General features: G+C 62.3%; 16 protein-coding genes. 3 read left to right on the forward strand and 13 right to left on the reverse strand.

The annotated features are described in order from the left end of the window. Window positions 1-77: 77 nt before the first annotated feature. A complete protein-coding gene (locus tag IB277_RS12230) occupies window positions 78-1652 on the reverse strand; it encodes an MFS transporter (RefSeq protein WP_192371001.1) in 1575 nt (524 codons plus the stop codon). Window positions 1653-1831: 179 nt separating this feature from the next. Here IB277_RS12230 and IB277_RS12235 point away from each other — a divergent pair, with 179 nt between their 5' ends. After that, on the forward strand, window positions 1832-2758 hold the full coding sequence (locus tag IB277_RS12235) for a LysR substrate-binding domain-containing protein (protein ID WP_090298427.1): 927 nt from the start codon (window positions 1832-1834) through the stop codon (window positions 2756-2758). Between the two features lie 87 nt (window positions 2759-2845). Here the strand turns inward: IB277_RS12235 and IB277_RS12240 are convergent, their stop codons facing one another. The 3 genes from IB277_RS12240 to IB277_RS12250 form a co-directional block, all read right to left on the reverse strand. Next, complete coding sequence (locus IB277_RS12240) at window positions 2846-5035, reverse strand: anthranilate synthase (RefSeq protein WP_192371002.1); 2190 nt, start codon at window positions 5033-5035, stop codon at window positions 2846-2848. Window positions 5036-5146: 111 nt separating this feature from the next. After that, complete coding sequence (trpLE, locus tag IB277_RS12245; protein WP_178385070.1) at window positions 5147-5191, reverse strand: trpE operon leader peptide TrpLE; 45 nt, start codon at window positions 5189-5191, stop codon at window positions 5147-5149. A gap of 124 nt (window positions 5192-5315) precedes the next feature. Then, window positions 5316-7418 (reverse strand): TonB-dependent hemoglobin/transferrin/lactoferrin family receptor, encoded by a 2103-nt coding sequence (locus IB277_RS12250; RefSeq protein WP_090298424.1) that lies wholly within the window; start codon window positions 7416-7418, stop codon window positions 5316-5318. Window positions 7419-7714: 296 nt separating this feature from the next. Between IB277_RS12250 and IB277_RS12255 the strand changes: the two genes are divergently transcribed. Then, on the forward strand, window positions 7715-8623 hold the full coding sequence (locus tag IB277_RS12255) for an extensin family protein (protein WP_090298421.1): 909 nt from the start codon (window positions 7715-7717) through the stop codon (window positions 8621-8623). Here IB277_RS12255 and IB277_RS12260 read toward each other — a convergent pair. Then, window positions 8620-8904 carry a YiiD C-terminal domain-containing protein gene (locus IB277_RS12260; RefSeq protein ID WP_371813589.1) on the reverse strand — a complete coding sequence of 95 codons (285 nt, stop codon included), beginning with the start codon at window positions 8902-8904 and terminating at the stop codon, window positions 8620-8622. The two genes, IB277_RS12255 and IB277_RS12260, sit on opposite strands and share 4 nt — an antisense overlap. Before the next feature lie 221 nt (window positions 8905-9125). Here IB277_RS12260 and IB277_RS12265 point away from each other — a divergent pair, with 221 nt between their 5' ends. Continuing rightward, window positions 9126-9635 carry a DUF1993 family protein gene (locus tag IB277_RS12265; protein ID WP_090298415.1) on the forward strand — a complete coding sequence of 170 codons (510 nt, stop codon included), beginning with the start codon at window positions 9126-9128 and terminating at the stop codon, window positions 9633-9635. Between the two features lie 85 nt (window positions 9636-9720). On the opposite strand, the gene IB277_RS12270 is transcribed toward IB277_RS12265, so the two are convergent. From IB277_RS12270 to IB277_RS12305, 8 genes are all read right to left on the reverse strand, one after another. Then, on the reverse strand, window positions 9721-11400 hold the full coding sequence (locus IB277_RS12270; RefSeq protein WP_034788903.1) for a formate--tetrahydrofolate ligase: 1680 nt from the start codon (window positions 11398-11400) through the stop codon (window positions 9721-9723). A gap of 166 nt (window positions 11401-11566) precedes the next feature. After that, window positions 11567-12793, reverse strand: a complete 1227-nt coding sequence (locus tag IB277_RS12275; RefSeq protein ID WP_034788906.1) for a DUF2333 family protein — start codon at window positions 12791-12793, stop codon at window positions 11567-11569. A gap of 3 nt (window positions 12794-12796) precedes the next feature. Next, window positions 12797-14086, reverse strand: coding sequence for a DUF6638 family protein (locus tag IB277_RS12280; RefSeq protein ID WP_060581717.1), 1290 nt, complete (start codon window positions 14084-14086; stop codon window positions 12797-12799). A gap of 19 nt (window positions 14087-14105) precedes the next feature. Then, window positions 14106-16022, reverse strand: coding sequence for an AAA family ATPase (locus IB277_RS12285; protein WP_090298408.1), 1917 nt, complete (start codon window positions 16020-16022; stop codon window positions 14106-14108). A 2-nt stretch (window positions 16023-16024) separates the two neighbouring features. After that, window positions 16025-17173, reverse strand: a complete 1149-nt coding sequence (locus IB277_RS12290) for a hypothetical protein (protein WP_034788914.1) — start codon at window positions 17171-17173, stop codon at window positions 16025-16027. Window positions 17174-17231: 58 nt separating this feature from the next. After that, window positions 17232-18320 carry a hypothetical protein gene (locus IB277_RS12295; protein ID WP_060606673.1) on the reverse strand — a complete coding sequence of 363 codons (1089 nt, stop codon included), beginning with the start codon at window positions 18318-18320 and terminating at the stop codon, window positions 17232-17234. A gap of 221 nt (window positions 18321-18541) precedes the next feature. Next, window positions 18542-18943, reverse strand: a complete 402-nt coding sequence (locus IB277_RS12300; protein WP_090298540.1) for a cytochrome c family protein — start codon at window positions 18941-18943, stop codon at window positions 18542-18544. Between the two features lie 77 nt (window positions 18944-19020). Next, window positions 19021-19608 (reverse strand): thymidine kinase, encoded by a 588-nt coding sequence (locus IB277_RS12305; RefSeq protein ID WP_060606671.1) that lies wholly within the window; start codon window positions 19606-19608, stop codon window positions 19021-19023. Window positions 19609-19639: the final 31 nt, after the last annotated feature.

Genomic DNA, 19639 nt, shown 5'->3' on the forward strand with positions numbered 1-19639 from the left:
TCAAACGCAAAACCGCCCGCGCGAATTTTCGCGCAGGCGGTCGATGGACAAGCATATGCTGGATTAAGCGGCGCTTGTCAAAGATTGGATCGGCCGGTTCCGGTTTCTCCGCAGGCAATCGCCTCGAAAGGCAGAGCACCGGCTTCGATCTCCGCATCACCGGCGGCCTTATCGCCCCTGCCGATGAAGAAGAATACCACGGCCGCAGTTGCGACAGTGATGCCGGTCAAAACCAGAAGCAGGACGCTGAACGCGTCGCCATAGGCCTGCAGCAGCGCGGCGTGCGATGTCTCAGGGGCAAGCTGCATCGCCGCGGGCAGATTGCCGGTGACGATACGCTGCGCCATGGGAGCCGCAGTGGCGCCGGCTTCCGATCCGAGGTTCCAGGCCGTAAGCGCGGAGAGGATGGCGGTCACGATCGCCAGCGCAATGCCCTCCCCGGCCACGCGCGTGGTGCTGAAGATGCCCGTCGCCATCCCGGCGCGCTCCTTCGGCACGACACTGACCGCAAGCCCGTCCATCAGCCCCCAAGGCAAGCTGATGCCGAGACCGATCATCATCAGTGGTGCAAGCAGCGTGGCCGGCCCGGACCCCGCCGGAAACAGACTGAGCCAGAGGAGCCCGGCCGCCGATATCAGCAAGCCCACACCGCAGATAACCGCCGGCGTGAACCAGCGCGTCAGAAGGCCCGCCGCGATCGGCAGGATCAGAAGCGGCGCGGACATGGCGATCATCATCTGCCGGCCCGCGACGGCGCTCATGCCTTCGATACCGATGAAGCGGACCGGAAGCAGGATGAGCAGCACCACGAAGCCGTAGGCGGGGGCTGCCGCCAGCAATTGCACGCCGACAAAACGCGGATATCGAAACAGCGTCAGATCCAGCATCGGCCGCGCGACCGAACGCTCGATCCGCCAGAAGGCCAGGAAGAAGAACAACGATGCCGCGAGCATCGCGAGCACGAGCGGATGGCTCCAGCCGTTTTCCGGACCCTGCAGAATGCCGAAGGTGAGTGCGGTGAGCGCCGCCGTGAAACTTGCCGCTCCCTTCCAGTCGAGGCCAGCAGCGTCCGGATCGCGTGTTTCCCGCAGGAAGACCGCACCGAGTGCCAGAGACAGGCCGGCGAGCGCCACGACCAGGACGAAGATCGCCGGCCAGCCGAAGGCCTCGACCATCAGGCCGGAGGCGATCGGCCCAAAGGCAAGGCCGACACCGAAGCTGGCGCCGACCAGGCTGAAGGCCCGGAGCCGCTCGTTCTCGTCGAACTCCTGTGCGAGCGAAGCCATGCCGCCGGAAAAGGCGGCGGCCGCCCCAATACCCTGAAGCGCTCTCAGGGCATCGAACCATAGGATATCCCGAGCGAAGGCGAGCCCGGCCGAAAACAGCAGGAAGGCCGCAAGACCACCCAGGAACACGCGTTTGCGACCGAAACTGTCGGCAAGCGCACCGGCCGCCATCAGCGAACTGCCGAAGGTCAGCATGAAGGCGTTGGTGACCCAGTTGAGGGCAACTGGATCGGCGCCGAGGCTGCGACTGATCGACGGCAGCGCCACCGCCGGTCCGGTGAAGGTGAGCGGCATTGCCGCCGCGGCGCAACAGACCGCAAGAAGGACGAGCCGGCGCCCGCGCGGTTCTCGAATTTCGGTTCTCATTCCCCGTTCCATCCGTTCGAGCAAAGGGGATACCCGCGCAGGCCCGGTAGGACCTTGCGTCTTGAGGTCGACACTTGCCGGGTATCGATTGACGAATGCAGGATAGTTTCGACATAATTCGATGAGAACGGCATCAACGCTCCGATCATACCGGAACAAAACGCTCGAATGGAGGTAGCATGGATCGCTTGAGCGGCTTGACCGCCTTCGTCCGCACCGCCGACCTCGGCAGTTTCGTCGCGGCCGGTCGCGTGCTCGGCCTGTCCGCTTCCGCGGTCGGAAAGGCTGTTACCACTCTCGAAAGAGAACTCGGCGTCCGCCTGCTTCAGCGCTCGACCCGTAGTATCCGCTTGACCGAGGAGGGACGCCTCTTTCACGAGCGCTGCCGCCGCATCCTCGATGATCTCGACGACGCCGAGGCGTCATTGGCGGACGCCGTGGCGACGCCGCGCGGTCGGCTGCGCGTCAGCGTGCCGATCGTCAGCTACCACCTGCTGTTGCCGGTGCTGCCGGAGTTCGTACGGCGTTATCCGGAACTCGAACTCGACCTCGACTTCAACGACCGCATCGTCGACCTGATCGACGAGGAAGTGGATGTCGCGATCCGCAGCGGTGTGCTGCCGGATTCACGACTGATGACGCGCGCGCTCAGGCCGTTCCAGCTTCTGCTCTGCGCTGCTCCGTCATACCTTCGAGAGCATGGCAGGCCCGAATGCCCCCGCGACCTCGAAGGACACCATGCGGTTCGCTTCCGCTTTCCCAACAGCCGCAAGCTGCAGGAATGGCCGATCACGCTGCCGCCTGAGGGAAAGGAGCCGCGCCTCAAGACCGTGCTGAACTGCAACAACATGGAAGCGCTCGGCGGCGCCGTGCTTAGCGGCCTCGGCATCGGCTGCCTGCCGGACTTTCTCGCCCGCCACCATCTTCGCGACGGCAGACTGCACACAGTGCTCGACGCCCATCTCGACGCGCCCGGACAGTTCCACCTGTTGTGGCCGTCGAACCGTCACCTCTCCCCCAAGGTCCGCGTCTTCGTCGATTTTCTGAGCGAGCGACTGTTTGCCGATCGCTGCGAGAATGTGCCGGCCATTCAGGCGGCACAGTAGGAACAGAAAGGGCCGCCTCCACGGTGGAAGCGGCACCTTGTCTTCGTCAACATCTGCTCCATCCCGGAATGGGGATTGCCGGGCTAATCAGGCGGCCTTGATCTTGGCGCGCTTGGCGAGGTGCGCCACGACGTTCTCGATCATCCGCATGCCGGCGTCGCCGCCGAGCGTCATGATCGATTCCGGATGGAACTGCACCGCCGCCACCGGCTCCTTCGTGTGCTCGATGCCCATAATCGTGCCATCTTCGCTTTCGGCGGTGATCATGAACTCCGCGGGCAGGCTCGCCGGATCGGCAAAGATTGAATGGTAACGACCGACGGTCACTTCCTTGCCGAGGCCGGAAAAGACGATTCCCGGCTCCAGCACGCGGATGCGCGACGGCTTGCCGTGCATCGGGATCGCGAGTTGGCGGAGATCCCCGCCGTAGGCTTCGGCAAGCGCCTGCAGCCCGAGGCAGACGCCGAAGATCGGCAGGTCGCGCGCCCGCGCCTTCTTGATCGTCGCCTTGCAGTCGAAATCCTTGGGATTGCCAGGTCCGGGCGAAAGCACGACGAGATCCGGCTTCACCCGATCGAAGATCTCCTCGGCGACCGGCGAGCGCACCGTCGTGACGGTTGCCCCCGTCTGGCGGAAATAGTTCGCAAGCGTATGGACGAAGCTGTCCTCGTGATCGACCAAGAGGATGTTGACGCCGGCGCCAACGGCGGCAACGTCGCGACCGGCCTTGCCGGCATTGGCGGATCTCGCATCGCGAATGGCAGCGATCATGGCGGAGGCCTTCAGTTCGGTTTCGGCTTCTTCTTCTTCCGGATTTGAATCGTAGAGCAGCGTCGCCCCTGCCCTCACCTCGGCGATACCGTCCTTGATGCGGATCGTGCGCAGCGTCAGGCCCGTGTTCATGTCGCCATTGAAGCCGACCATGCCGATCGCGCCACCATACCATGCGCGCGGGCTCTTCTCATGGCTTTCGATGAAGCGCATGGCCCAGAGCTTCGGCGCACCGGTGACGGTCACCGCCCAGGCGTGGCTGAGGAAGCCGTCGAAGGCGTCCATGTCGTCGCGCAGGCGTCCCTCAATATGGTCGACCGTATGGATCAGGCGCGAATACATCTCGATCTGGCGGCGGCCGATGACCTTGACCGAGCCCGGCACGCAGACCCGGCTCTTGTCGTTGCGGTCGACGTCCGAGCACATGGTGAGTTCGGATTCGTCCTTCTTGGAGTTCAACAGCTTCAGGATCTGCTCGCTGTCGGCGATCGGATCGTCGCCGCGCTTGATCGTGCCCGAGATCGGGCAGGTCTCGATGCGGCGGCCGGAAACACGCACGAACATTTCCGGCGAGGCGCCGACGAGATATTCCTGATTTCCAAGGTTGATGAAGAAGGAATAGGGCGACGGATTGATCGCCTTCAGCCGGTTGGAAATCTCCGACGGCTTGCTCTCGCAGCGCTCGAAGAATTTCTGGCCGGGCACCACTTCGAAAAGGTCGCCGCGGCGGAAGCTCTCCTTCGCCTTGACGACGAGTTCGGCATATTCGCCCGGGTGATGGTCGCCATGCGGCGGAATGCTGTCGACGGTCTTAAAGGGTTCGCTGGCGATCTCTTCCGCCTTGCCTTCGGTGGTCTTGCCGTCCTTGGCGAAATCGTAGCGGTCGATCCAGGCCTTGGCTGCATAGTGGTCGACGACGAGGATTTCATCCGGCAGGAACAGCACCATGTCGCGCTGGTCGTCGGGACGCTTCAGCTTCAGGTCGATCGCATCGAACTGGAAGGCGAGATCGTAGCCGAAGGCACCGTAGAGCCCGAGGCTCGCATCCTCGGCCGAATGGAAAAGATTGGTGACGGCGCGCAGCACGCTGAACACCGTCGGCATCTTGGAGCGCTCTTCTTCCGTGAAGACGCGATCCGGCGCGTTGATCGTCAGGTCGAGGCGACGGCTGATCGAAGCGCCGAGCGTGATGTCGGCGACGGTCTTCAGATGTTCGGCGATGATCGCAAGCAGCACTTCGCCGCGGCCGTTATAGGCTTCAATCCAGAGCGAGCGGCCGAAGGAGGAGATGCCGAGCGGCGGGTCGACGACAGCCGTGTCCCAACGAGTGTAGCGGCCGGGATATTCGTAGTTGGAGGAGAACACTGCACCACGGCGTTCGTCGAGCTTGTCCACATAGCTCGCGATCGCCTGGCCATAGGACGCTTCCCGCCGCCGGCGCGTCACCGTAATGCCGCCCTTGGTGGTGTAGCTCTCCGAGCCGTCCTCGAGAATTACCGTTGCCATTCGCCTCGCTCCGTAAAAGCCCGGTCCTTGAGCGGCCTGGATACAAAAAAGCCGCCTCGAAATCTCCGGGCGGCTTCATCTCTCAATCACGCATGACTGGTCAAGGCCGCTTCAGCGAGCCCACCACCAGATCGAAATGTTGCGTGCGTTTTCCATGGGCGAAAGTGTTAGCTTGGGTTGCGGACTTGCGCAAGCGGGAAAGCGGCGCGCATCGTCACGGTTGCGCCAAAAAAAGAGGCGGCCCCGAAGAGCCGCCCCGACTGGAATTGATCTGATCCTATCAGAACTTCGCCTTCGCCGTCACCAGGAAGGTGCGGCCGCGGCCGGTATCGATCGTGCTTCCGGCAATGGTGCTCGAAGACGGCGTATAGGTCTTGTCGAACAGGTTCGTGACCTGAGCCGTGACTTCAAAGCCGTTCTCGAACTTGTAGTTGGCGAAGAGATCGACGAGACCGTAGCCCGGAACGTTCGGCGGCGTACGATTGATTTCGCCGACAAACGCGTTCGAAACGGCGTAGAGGCGCGTACCGACCGTCAGGCGCTGGTCTTCGAGGAAGCGGGCGCCAAGCGTTGCGCTGACAATGTTTTCAGGCAGGTAGCTCTGCACGCCGAAACCATTGATCTGCGACGGCAGATCGCTCTCGGTGTAGGTGTAGGCAAGGTCGCCGAAGACGTATCCGGCGTCATACGCCGCCTGCAGCTCGAAACCCTGGACCGTCGAGATCCCGGGATTGTTGACGAAGAAGATCTGACGACCGCCGTTGAGCATCGCTGCGGTGATGTAGTTGTCGACGCGGCTATGGAAGTAGTTGGCCTTGACCCGCAGGCTGTCGCTGGGATCGAGCAGCCCGTCGAAGGCGAAGTTCGCACCGATTTCCCAGCCCTTGGAGGTTTCCGGCTCAAGAAACGGATTGGGGAAGAACGACTGGCCCGACGGTCCCGGATGTGTGCCGCCGGCGAAGGTCTCGTTGACCGTCGGCGAACGCGAGGTTTCCGCGTATGTAACGTATGGCTGGAACCACTCCGTCGGGTTGAGCGCGACCGTGATGCTCGGGTTGAGGCGACCTTCGGACTTATCGACGGTGTAGGGGCCGGCCGGCAGACCGATCGGGTTGCCGGCAACGACAGCGCCGGAGCCATCGAGGCTGAAGTGATCCCACCTCAGGCCTGCCGTCAGATCCAGCATGCCATAGGTGAAGGTCGTATTGCTGAAGACGCCGGTGGTGGCATTGGTGCCGCTGCCGTTGACGCCGGCGCCCGGCCGGGCCGTGCTGTTGATGACACCGTAGTCGTCGCGGAAATACTCGACGCCGTAGTTCGCCTTGACGGCAACGTCGCCAAGGTCGAACAGAGAGGTGTTCGAGATGTCAAAGCCCTTACCCGTGTCGGTGATGCGCCGACCGGCCGCCGTGCCGCCACCGCGAATGTCGGTGTCGTACTTCATCTTTAGCCGGTTCCAGTAGGCGTTCGCACGGAAATCGATGAGTTCGTTGTCCGGCGTGTAGGAATAGCTTGCAGAAACCGTCTGGTTCTTCACGTTCTGGAAGTAGGAGTTCGCGAAGAAGTCGTTGTCATAGGTGAGGCCGGTGAGCTTGAAGGTGTGATCCTTGTCCGGCGTCACTTCGAACTTCAACAGGCCCGACAGAAGGTCCTCCTCGGTGAAGGGTACCTCGACCCCGTTGCCGTTGTCATAGTTGCCGGGATCAGCCTTGCTGATGCCACCGAGCACGGAGAAGACGTCATTGAAACGGTAGGCGCCGATCAGTGATTCCGACCAGCCGGCACCGTTTGTGCCGTACGTAGCCGAAGCAATGCCACCGTAGTTCTTGCCGTCCTGGATCAGGTCTTCGACATCATAGGTCCGGAAGTTGACCGAACCGGCCAGTGCACCGCCGCCAACCCCGGTCACGGCGCCGCGGGTCACATCGATTTCGGAAAGGAATGCCGGATCGAAATAGGCAAAACCCTGGGCTTCGTGGCCGGTGAAGCGGAAATTCTGGCGCACGCCGTCGATCATCATGTTGACGCGGCCGGAACCCTCGAAACCGCGGATGTTGACCGCGACGCCCGGGTTTTGCGGGTTGTTCGCGGTCGAGGTGCCGGGAACGCTGCGCAACAGGTCGTCAGTCTCCTGCCCCGATTGCAGATCGATCTGGTCCGTCGTGACGACGCTGACAGGGCCGGGCTTGGCATAGGGGTCAGCGGTGCGCCCGCCCTTGGCAACGATCGGCGAGAGGTAAGTTTCGCCCTTCTTTGTCTCCTCGGCCTTCTCTTCCGACTTAGCCTGGGTTGTTGCGCTTTGCGCGAATGCGACGGTAGCGACTGAAATTGCAAGAGTTGTCGTGCAAGCCAAAAAAGCCAGGCGACGATGCCGGGTGAGCATGGACCAATCCTTTGATTTTCGGAGGCCGGGCTTGCTGTTGAGCGGCAAACTCAAGGGGCTGGCTGGGCGGTAGATTCTAGAGCGGCGCGACATGTCGTCGCCTCATTTAAGCCGCATAAAAAACATGAGTGTTCTTGTCAACATACAAAGGCAGTCCCCACAATTTATGGGGTCGTGCCAATTCGAGGCGTTGCTAAACTGCAACGCTTTTGCCGAAGGCCGGATGAAACCAGATCCGGTTCCGTGCGTTCCCTCCCTTCCAGGCCCCGCTGCGGGGGCAATGCGAAAGGACCCGGATGCGTCGCTCTTTTCCCTTGATCCTGCTGTCACTCCTGATCCTCACCGGCGCCAGCCTGCCGAAATCCGGACCGATCCCGCTAAAAAAGCCGCCGAGCGAAGCGGGAGAGAAAGAGGCTGCTCCCACACCCGAAGAGAAACCGGCGACGCCTACGGACGGTGGCAAGGCCGATCAGCCAGAGGTGCCGACTGGCGACGAACAGCCCGTGCCGCAGCCAAAGCCCAAGGACGGGAGTGAAGGAGCGGCGAAGGATCAAAAGCCGGCCACAGGCGAAAAGGACCAGCCCGCCGACGACAAGAAAGAGGAAAAGCCGGCACCGATCGTCTATCCGCCGGTCGAAGCAGAGGACGCCGCCGACTACGCAAAGTGTGTCGCCGACCTGAAGGCGATCGGAGCGACGTTTGTCGAAGCCAAACGCATCGACGACGGCAAGGGCTGCGGCATCGACAAGCCACTGGAGGTCACGAGCATCCTGCCCGCCGTCACACTCGCGCCCAAGGGGCTTATGCGGTGCGAAACGGCGCTGGCGCTTGCACGCTGGACCAAGGAGACCGCACAGCCGGCCGCCGAAGTCGCCTTCGACAAGACCATCAAGATCAAGGCGCTGAACCAGGCATCGACCTATATCTGCCGCCTGCGCAACAATGCGACGACGGGCAAAATCTCCGAGCATGCGCACGGCAACGCCGTCGACATCGCGTCCTTCACGTTAAGCAACGGCACGACGATCGCCATCCAGCCGCGCGACGAGGATGGCACCATGGACGGCGCCTTCCAGCGCGCGGTCACTGCGTCCGCCTGCCTCTACTTCAAGACTGTGCTCGACCCCGGCAGCGACGCCGCCCACGAAACCCACCTGCATCTCGACGTCATCGAGCGCCGCAACGACTACCGCTACTGCCGCTAGGAATGAGCCTCCTTGCGCTGGCGCTCGTCAGGCGTTGTCGTAGCCAGGGCGACAAACTCGCCCTCGAAGCGACCGGCCAAGGTGTCGCCGTCGAGGAGGTCGGCAACGACCACGGCGCGCGCCCTGCCCCGACGTTCGAGCAATCGCAGAAAGCCCGGCCATTGCCCGGCGTCCGCCAGCGACGAGCGTGCGGCGAAAGCGCCGGCGACCGGCTTCAGATAATCCATCCGGTTGCTCTGGATCACCAGGCGCGCGACAACGCCGCTTTTGCGCATGCGCACATGCAGCAGCGTCGTGGCATCCCTGATGCGTTCCTGCGCGGATCAGTGCACGAGACCACGTGTCCTGACCAGAGCAAGGCGCCTGCGTCCTGTCGTCTCCCGCAGGCCCCTCGTAGCCCAAAAGATACCGGGCTGCGCGCCTTGCAGGAGCCCGCCCCGGCTCCCAAATACGGCGCGAGGAAAATCCACCCGCTTTGCGCCTAATCTCAAGGAAATCTGTCATGGCATTGACGATGTACCAGCTCTCCATTCCCGCACTCGTTCGCGGCCTTGGTGTCCTCACCAAGCTGCTCGACAAGGCGGAGGCTTTCGCTGAGGAAAAGGGCATCCCCACGGATGATCTCGTCCACGCCCGGCTGGCGCCCGATATGCTGACGCTTGCCGGCCAGGTGCAGCGTGTCAGCGACACCAGCAAGGGCCTGGTCGGCCGGCTGACGTCGATCGAAGTGCCCCGGTTCCCGGACGAGGAAAAGACGTTTGACGAACTGCGCCAGCGCATCGCCAAGTCCGTCGCCTTCCTTGAAACGGTGCGCCCTGTCGATCTCGAAGACAGCGACAGTCGCGAAGTCGTGCTGAATTTCCCGAACCTGAAGGTGACGCTCACGGGTGAGGAATACCTGCAAAAATTCGTGCTGCCGAACTTCTACTTCCACCTGACGACCGCCTACGACATCCTGCGCCACGAGGGCGTGCCGCTCGGCAAGGCAGACTTCCTCAGCCTCACCGCCTGATTTCCGCCTCGGGAGACCCCGGACACAAGAATGCCGCGCATCCATCCGGATGTGCGGCATTGTTTTTCAGGCAGGCAGGAAGCGCCTAGAACAGCCCTTCGATGTAGCCCTGATCATTGAGGAAGATCTTTTCCGACGAAGGCACCTTCGGCAGGCCGGGCATCGTCATGATCTCGCCGGTGATCACCACGATGAAGCCGGCGCCGGCGGCCAGCCGCACTTCGCGGATCGGCACAGCATGGCCTGTCGGCGCACCGCGCAGGTTCGGATCGGTCGAGAAGGAATACTGCGTCTTTGCCATGCAGATCGGCAGATGGCCGTAACCCTGATCTTCCCAGCTGCGCAGCTGGTCGCGCACCGACTTGTCGGCAATCACCTCGCTCGCATGGTAGATGTCCTTGGCGATCGTCTCGATCTTGTGGAAGAGCGACATGTCGTCGGGGTAAAGCGGCGAGAACTGCGAGTGTCCGCCCTCGGCAAGTGCCGCCACCTTCATCGCCAGCTCCTCGATGCCGGCGGAGCCCTCGGCCCAATGGCGGCAGAGCACCGCTTCGGCGCCAAGCGTCGCCACATAATCCTTGATAGCCTGCACTTCGGCCTCGGTATCGGAGGTGAAGTGGTTAATCGCGACGATGACGGGTACGCCGAACTTCTTGACGTTCTGCACATGCCGGCCAAGGTTGGCGCAGCCCTTGCGCAGCGCTTCCAGATTTTCCTTCCCGAGGTCGTCCTTCTTGACGCCGCCGTTCATCTTGATCGCGCGGACGGTCGCGACCAGCACCGCGGCATCCGGCTTCAGCCCGGCCTTGCGGCACTTGATGTCGAAGAATTTTTCCGCGCCGAGATCGGCGCCGAAGCCGGCTTCGGTCACCACATAGTCGGCAAGCTTCAGTGCCGTCGTCGTCGCAATCACCGAGTTGCAGCCATGGGCGATATTGGCAAAGGGGCCGCCATGGACGAAGGCGGGGTTGTTTTCGAGGGTCTGCACCAGGTTCGGCTGAATAGCATCCTTGAGCAGCACCGCCATCGCCCCATCGGCCTTGATGTCGCGCGCAAAGACCGGGCTCTTGTCACGGCGATAGCCGATGATGATGTTGCCAAGCCGCTGCTCGAGATCCCTAAGATCCGCCGAAAGGCAGAGGATCGCCATGACTTCGGAGGCAACGGTGATGTCGAAGCCGGTCTCGCGTGGATAACCGTTGGCGATCCCGCCGAGCGAGCCGACGATGTTGCGCAGTGCGCGGTCGTTCATGTCCATCACCCGCCGCCACGAAATACGACGGACGTCGATGTTCTGCTCGTTGCCCCAGTAGATGTGATTGTCGAGCAGCGCCGCCAGCAGATTGTGGGCCGAGGTGATCGCGTGGAAATCGCCGGTGAAGTGGAGGTTCATGTCCTCCATCGGCACAACCTGCGCATAACCGCCGCCGGCAGCACCGCCCTTGACGCCGAAGCAGGGCCCGAGGGACGCCTCGCGGATGCAGATGATCGCCTTCTTGCCGATGCGGTTCAGCCCATCGCCGAGGCCCACGGTCGTTGTCGTCTTGCCTTCGCCTGCCGGCGTCGGGTTGATCGCCGTCACCAGGATCAGATGGCCGTTCTTCTTCCCGCGCTGGCGGGCGATGAAATCGGCGCTGATCTTCGCCTTGTCATGGCCGTACGGCAACAGGTCCTCCGGCGGTATGCCGAGTGCGGCCCCGATCTCCAGGATCGGCTTTTTCTTCGCCGCGCGCGCAATCTCGATATCGGACTTGACCTCCGCCATGACAGTTCCCTCCCCAGGGTCTCGTTTTTACCCGCGCCTTTCAAGGCGCAGTTCATGATACCGGAGCGGGATGAGGAAACGCGTCTGCGGTTTTCGACCCGCGTCCCGCTTGAACTCAAGTAATCGGCAGCGCCCGGATACTCGGGCGCCACCTTACCGTTCGGTCTTAGCGCGCGAGGATGTCGCGCATCTCGACGATGTTGGAGCGGACGCGCAGCGTATAGAAGCCCATCGTCGCCAGATGCGTCGGCATGATCCAGCCGGCTTCCTCGCCATTGGAGATGATCCATGGCTGGATGCGGAGTGCTGCCCGCAGTTGCTTGATCGTTTCCGTCCAGATCGGCAACAGGCCGCGCTGGGCGACGACGTTGTCGAAGTCGGCACCGGCGGCCGAAAGGATACCGTAGTAGCCGTAGAGCTGGCCATAGGCGAACCAGAAGCGGTCATCCGCACGCGTGTCGAACCAGCCGCCATTGTGGTTTTCCGAGCGCTCGCGCAGGATCGCCGAGGTATTGCCGAGGTCGTTGGCGACACGGTCGAGGAACTCGACGAGGTTATCGGAGCGGCCGTCGAAAATCGCCTCACACTTGCTGAGCGAGGTGTTGAAGGACCTCAGATCCTTCATCGCCGCGCGATAGAAGCTCGGCGTCGGAGTTTTCGGACCGAACGGGTTGATCCCGAAATACCAGGTCTCTTCATCGAACTGCATGTTGCCGCGCGCGCTCTGCAGGGCGTTGTTGATGCCCGAGGTGCCGCGCATGCGACCGAGCGAATCGACGAGCTCCACGGAGGTACGGCGGATCGCCTGGTTGACCCCGCGCTGGAACGACGCCTTGTTGTCGAGCCAGGGCGTGTCGTCCCAGTCGAGCCCGAAGAGGCCGACCTTGTAGAGCAGCATCGACGAGATCCAGGCATTCTCGTTGACATTGAAATCGATGAGGTCGGCGGTGACATCGACGATCGCCGACGTCTGGCACACGGTGCCGGCCGGCAGTTGAACGGCCGCGAGCGCCTCCGGCGTCGATTCCATCGGCTGCGTCGCGACACCCGCAAGGTTGTTGGCAGTGCCGCCGGTCGTCGATTGTCCCGTCGACGTCGCACCGGGGCCGCTCATCGGCGAGCCGGCGGGCACCTTGCGTTCTGCCAGCTTGTACTGGTCGATGTAGTCTTCGTTGAAGTTCGTCCAGGCTTGGGTCTGCCAGATGAAGTAGCCGTAGAACAGGACCAGACCGATGAGGATGAGGCCGATCGGCCCCTTGAGCAGCCAGCTGCGCTGCCGGTACCAGTTGCCCGCCGCCACGAAGGGCCAAAGCAGCCAGGCAACGACGAGCCCGATGCCGCGCCCGATCGCGGTGAAGACACGCTGGAAAAACGCAACGATCGGATCGAACATGTCCTATTCCTCTCTGAGCCCATAGAGCTTGTGGCGGAAGGCCGCCTTGTCTTTCAGATATGTGCCGGTCAGCGTCGCCACAACATACTCCTTGAAGGTTTCGCTATAACGCTCGTAGGCGTCGTAGAAACCTTGCTTGTCGAAGACGAAGCGCGAGACGAAATCGCGGGGCACGAGCTGGGATATCAACCGGTTGACCAGCCACTGGTCCGGATGGGTGGGGGCTGCGCGCACCAACATGAAGCGATTTGCCGGCGCCACGTCCTGCATCCTGATCGTGCCGGTGGCAGCGACCGTGCGGATCATCTCCTGCAGGAACGGATAGGCGCCGTCTTTTGCGACCGCGGCGGCATATCGGTGCATCCAGGTCTGCAGCCAGATCCGGTCGGCATTGGCAAGATCGGCCGTCGGGTCGCTCTCGTTGATCAGCCCGCGCACCACCATGTCTGCGCGGTGCTGATAGAGCCCGGAATCCTCGACCCAGGAGGCCTGCGGCAGTTGCAGCCGCTTGGTCGAGGCGAGGAAATCGTAGATCCGGGCGTGATCGTTTATGGCGATATAGCTCACCTGCCAGGGCCGCGAGCGGCGGAAGCCTGGCACCGAGGGGTCGCAGATGACTGTCGTCGTCTTGTCGTCGAGAAAGACATAGACGCCGCCGAAATGATTGGCCCAGAAGGCTTCGTGATGGAAGACGAGCTGATCCGGCACCAGTGCGTTCTGGCGGATATCGCCGGTCTGCTTGGCAAGCTCGACCATACGCGTCAGCATCTCGTCGTCGGCCCAGGCCGTCGGCACCTTCTTCAAGCGGTCGACGAGACCACGCAGTTCGGCCGCCTTGCCGAGCATGTCCTCGGCCGAAAGCACCCGGAACCGCACCTCGTTGATCGACAAGAGATCGTCGATGTCGTTTACGACCGAGACCGAATCCTCGATCTCGCCATAGAGCGCATCCTTGATGGTAATCGCGTTGATCGCACGGCTGTTGGCGTTGAAGAACTCGTGCATCAGCGCGGCCGTGTTGGAAAAGCTCGTATGCACGACCGGCAGCTCCGCCTGCTCCGGCGTCATGATGATGAAGCGGCGGTTGACCCGGTTCGGATCGAGGTAGTCACGATCCCCCAGTTCCTCGGCGATCTCGGGCGAAAAGCCGGTCATGTCGATGCTGAACTGGGTCAGAGCCGTCGGTCGCAGGCCAAACCCTTCGAGCGCCTTGTTGTAGCGCGCGATCAGATGCGGCTCGGAGATATCGAGCAGCCGTCCATAGATGAGTTCCGCTTCAAGCAGGCGTTTCATCGGTCAGTTTTTCCTAGCATCACCCCTGCCACCGGCCGTCGCGTTTCATCGCCTCGATCTCGCGGATCGCCTTTTCGCGCTGGCGCTCGCGGCGGATGATGTCGGTGACGGCGGCATCGTCCGACTTGTCGGTGTAGCGGAATTCGCTGTCGGCGTAGCGGTTGATCTCCTGCAGCACCATGTCGATGGTGATCGGACCCCGCAGCGCCTCGATCATCGCTTTCTTCTCGTCATAGCCCTTGTGCATGAAGGAGCCGGCGTCCTTGAACCAGTCATCCGGCAGTTCCACGTCCATTGCTCTCAGCTTGATCGCGTCGGTGATGTTCTTGATCGCCCGACCGGTAAAGCGCGGCTCGGCCTCCTTGATCATGTGCAGATAGGCGCCGACATCGGCAAGCGAGGCGATCGCGCCCTTCTCCTTCTCGTAACGCTCCCAGACAGCGACGAGGCCATCTTCCTTCGGTCGCGCGTGCTCAGCATAGGACTGAGCAACCGCGCGTTTGATCTCCTGCCCCTCGAAAAGCTGGTGCTCGCCAAGCGGGATCTTGTGGTTCTTGCCGACGAGCAGCGCGAAGATGTCGATGTAGTCGTCTTCGGTCTGCGGCCCGTCGACCAGCCAGCGGGCGCCAGCGCGCTGGCGCAGCGCGTCGTCGACATTCTCCGGGTAGTTGGAGAACATGCCGAAGGTGCAGTTGCCGCGCACCACGGTAGAGGCGCCGGCAAAGCTCTCCATCAACACCGCCGTCACCTCGTGCTGGCCGGCAGAGGCTCGATCGTCGGAGCGCTTGGCTGCCACCTGGTCGACATCGTCGATCGTGCCGAAACCGATCGCCCGCGGATTGATGACGTTGTTGACGAACTCCTTGCAGTTTTGCCCGGACTTGCCCTGATAGGAGGAGATCTGGTCGACGCCGAAGTTCTCGTAGTGGAAGGCGTAGCCGGCGATCTCGCAATAATCGTTGAGCATGCCGGCCAGCATCTGGATCAGGATCGTCTTGCCGGTGCCCGGCATGCCGTCGCCGATGAAGGTGAAGAGGAAGCCGCCGAGCTCGACGAACGGGTTCATCTGCCGGTCGAAGTCGTAGGCCATCAGCATCTTGGCAAGCTTCAGCGCCTGATACTTGGCGATGTGGTTGCCGATGATCTCCTCGGGCTTCTTGAAGGTCATGACCAGTGGCTTGCGCTTCTGGCCGGGTGCGACGTCCAAACCGTTCAGCGTAAAATCGTCCTGGTCGAGCCGGATATGCACGGTCTCGAAGCTCTGCAGCCCGGTAAAGCGCGCCTTGCGGGCAATCAGCCCTTCGATCGCCACCCGCGAGAAGGCCCGCGCCCGGGCGGTCAGCGCCAGATCATCGGGGGCCCCGGCAAGACCGCGATCGAGCGCCGAAATCAGGCTCTTCAGCGCGTCCTGCGGCGAGTCGAACAGAAAGTCGGGCTCGACAGCATCGTCGACCGGCTCGCCCTCGCCCGCCAGGGTCGCGCCGAGATAGGCAGCGAGTGTGAAGGCCGCGACGTAAGCCGAAGCCGACAGCAGCGCCTTGAACTGGTTCGCCTCCTCTCCGCCAAGCGGCGAGGTGGCGTTCTTCGCCTGCAGCTGTTCGAGGCTCGTCTGGCGGGCAAAGACATCGGCAACGGCCAGCGCCACCTGGATGCCGCGGCGCGTCCGGTAGAGCACGGCGTGCTGGGCCGGAGAGAACATCGGGTCGCCCTGGCGCACCGACTGGATCGTCTTCGTCAGCTCCACCTCGCGCGTGCGCCGCTGGCCGCCAGTCGAAACTGTCGACACGAAGCGCCGGCCGGTGCCGGCAAGCGACGTTCCGGCGGCGGCATCTTCCCGCTCCAGGATGATGAGCTTCGTCACCAACCCTTGCGCCACCGCCTGGTGCTTGGCGATGTCGTCCTCGTGCAGCGTCGTCAGCCCCGTATTGAGTGTCATCGTCAAACCTCGCTCACGACCTGATTGCCCGAAATGACGTGCACCTTGTAGTCGCCGAACACCTGTTCCGCCTCGCCGGCGGCATAGAGCGCCTGATAGGCGTCGTGCGGCACCAGCGCGTGCTTCTCGTAGGAAGAAACCCCCATGCGCGTCGCTTCCAGATTGGCGGTGTCGATGTGGAATTCTTCCTGCGCCGGGGTCGACGACCAGAAGCCGCGCTTGGCCGGCCGCTCCGACTTGGAGAAGACCTCCTGCACCGTCCAAGTCAGAAGCCAGGCGTTCTCGGTCTTGCGTACCTTCGAGAGGATATCGTTGATGCGCGCATTATTCTCGGTGATCCCGGCCGAGTAGAACGGCCCGAGCACGATGCGGCGCAACTGCTTCGGATGCAGCTCGTCAAAATCCTTGTCGAGATTGGTGGCGATCGTCACCGGTGTCAGCGAATAGCTGCTGTTCTTGGACGCAAAGTCGTCGAAGCGGCTGGCAAGCTCCGGATTGAGCAGGCCGCCAACCGGCAGAGGAATTTCCACCTGCGGGTTGAGCTTGCCATCAGCGGTCACCAGCATGTCGACGATCTTTTCCGAGGAATCCTCGATCGTCGCCATGTAGACCATCGGCAGAGTATTGGCTCCGTCGAAGGCGCCCCAGCTCACGATGTAATAGGGCCGCATCGTCTTGGAATTGACGGCGACACGGATGGTCTCCGGCAGGATGAACGGCGAAAAGATCTCGCCCTTGCCGATCTGCTCCAGATAGAGCCGCTCGGCCATGCGCGTCTGCAGCGCTTCCGGAAACGCCTTCTGGCGCAGGATGAAGTCGACCATCTCGTCGCGCAGCGCATCGGCCGATGGAATATCGGCCAGGCGCTTCGTCGCCGTCTGGCGATCGTTCTCCAGTTCCAGCACGTTCTGAAAGACCGGAAAGCCGCTTTCGGCGCGCGAAATCCGGAACTGGTCGACGAAGCCGATCCGGTTCTCCCAGCAGTCGATCGAGGCCTTCAACCGACCAAGATAGGGAACGATCACTTCACCGACGACGGTGTTGCGATAGAGCGGCGAGTTGCGGTCGCCGAGAAAGAGCTCAAGCCCGGCGAGTGCCGCGTGGATCGACGCGAAATACTGTGCGACAGCGGATGAAGCCGCGACCTTCATGCAAATCCCCGTGGCGCGTGCCGAAAGGCAAACTCGGTTCGGATCATGCGCCGCCCGTTCACTGCTTCACGTAATTGGCAGTGTTGTGCTTGTCCATGACAGCCTGGAAGCGGCGGGCAAAGGCATCGTCTGCCAGCTTCTTGCGGCGCTGGATATCCTGCGTTGAAAGCATGTTCTTTTCATGCATTTCCAGGAGATCGCCGATGTGGCGTTGCGCTGCGGCACCGATGCCGGCCATCGTCTCCTCGGCGGCCGTGTCGACCTGGCTTCCGAGCGTGTTGATCTTGTGCGCGACGTCCTGCTGGGCGGCGGTCTTCAGCGAATCTTCCAGCGCCTTGTAGAGCACGATGCGCTGCTCCGTATCGATCGTCAGCTTGTTGATCAGCGTGTTCTGCGCGGCGATCTGGTTGTTGAGCGAATCGACGAAGGTCTGGAACATCGAGGTATAGCGCTCGAGCGTCTGGCTCTCGGCCAGCAGTTCCTGCTCCTTGGCCTGCTTCTCGTTATATTCGGTCGCAAGCGCGGAGCGCTCGCCTTCGAGCTCGGTGCGCACCTTCTGCTCGGTCGAGGCGGCGATGCGGTTTTCGATGTCGAGCAGCAGCGGGTTCAGTTCCTCGATGCGCTTCTGCACCGCTTCGAGGTTCGCCATCGTGCCCTTGCGGCGCTCGATCACCTGGATCAGGCTCTGCTCCGAAGTCTTGTAGCGCTGGTCGAGGATCGACTTCTGTTCCTTGAGGATGCCGACGATCATGTCGGACTTGGAAAGCAGTTCCTGCAGGTTGCCGGCAAGCGACATGTTGCGCACGCGGTCGGTGCGCATGCGCTGCATCTTCTGCTTGGAGAAGATGCCGATGAACTTCTCGTAGCCCGTATAGTTCTTCATGCTCTCGAATTCGGAGCCGAAGACATTGGTCGCGTCTTCCAGGCCGATGATCAGGTCGGCGATGTTGGCTTCCATCACCTTTTGCTGGTTGATCACGTCCTGGATGCGGGCATTCTCGATGTCGAAATTGACGTCGCCGAGCTTGGTTTCGGCCTTGGCGAACTGTTCGAGCACGACACCTGATTGTTCGAGCTTGCCGCGCATCTGCTCGACCACGCCCTTCGTCTTTTCGATCTCCGCGTCAAAATTCTGAAGAGTCGCCATGCCCTGCCCCTCGGTCCACCGTGGCGATATCCGCCAGCCCGGCTGAATTATTCAGCCTTCGATTGCAGTTATATAAAGGGTGTTTACCGAAAGAGAACAAGCCTTTCCCGGCAGCTTTTTGATCAGCCACCACAGCGAAGTGCTTGAGATATCGACGGCATTGCCGCGCGCAGGTCCAGGAAAGATGGGAAACGGCTTTCCGTCCGGGGTTTGCGTCGTCCCTATTTGGCAGCCGGCGGCGCCTTCAGGTAGGCAATCACGTCGGCGATGTCCTGCGGCTTCTTCAGACCGGCAAAGGCCATCTTGGTGGCACCGACCATTGCCTTGGGGCTCAGCAGGTATTCGCTCAGCGTCGCCTCGTCCCAGACGCGACCCTCAGCGCCAAAGGCCTTCATTGCATCGGAGTAGTTGTAGTCGGCGACGGATGCGGCCGGGCGTCCGACGACACCCATGAGGCTTGGGCCGACGCGGTTTGTCGGCTCGCTTGCCGTGTGACAGGCCGCGCATTTGCGAAAGACGGCAGCGCCAGCCGTAGCGTCGCCGCCGGCATGCGCGACCGTTGCGCCAAGACAGAGCGTGCCAAGACAGAGCGTGATGGAAAGGCTGGTGACGAGACGCAACATCGAAGACCCCTGGCGTGCGATAGAGGCGAAGAATGGCATCGCGCGCGTGGCGGTTTCAAGCCGCCACGACGCCGCACTCACTCGCAGCGCATCAGGTCGTCCCAATGGCGCCGGCAATAGGAGACATATTTCTCGTTGCCGCCAACCTCGACCTGGGCGCCCTCGCGCGCGACCCTGCCCTCACCGTCCAGGCGCACGACCATCGTCGCCTTGCGGCCGCAATGGCAGATGGTGCGCACCTCGCGCAGCTCGTCGGCAATCGCCAGCAGCGCCATCGAGCCCGGAAACAGCTTGCCCTGGAAATCCGTACGCAGACCATAGGCCATGACCGGAATGCCGATGCGGTCGGCGACACGGGCGAGCTGCCAGACCTGCCCCTCATTGAGGAACTGCGCCTCGTCGACGAAGATGCAGGCGATCTCGCCTTCGCCATCCGAGTGCAACCGATCGATCAGCCCGTAGAGATCGTCGTCGCCGTGAAAGGGAATGGCGTCCGCACCAAGACCAATGCGCGAGGAAATGCGGCCGACGCCGCCCCGGTCGTCATGGGCGGCGATCAGCATCACCACGCGCATGCCGCGCTCCTGGTAGTTGTAGGAGGCTTGCAGGAGCATCGTGCTCTTGCCCGCATTCATCGTCGCATAGCTGAAATAGAGTTTGGCCATAGTCACCGCGTCCGGTTTTTCCGTTTTTTGG

Origin of the sequence: Ensifer sp. ENS07 (assembly GCF_014852185.1) — a bacterium.
GTDB lineage: Bacteria > Pseudomonadota > Alphaproteobacteria > Rhizobiales > Rhizobiaceae > Ensifer > Ensifer adhaerens.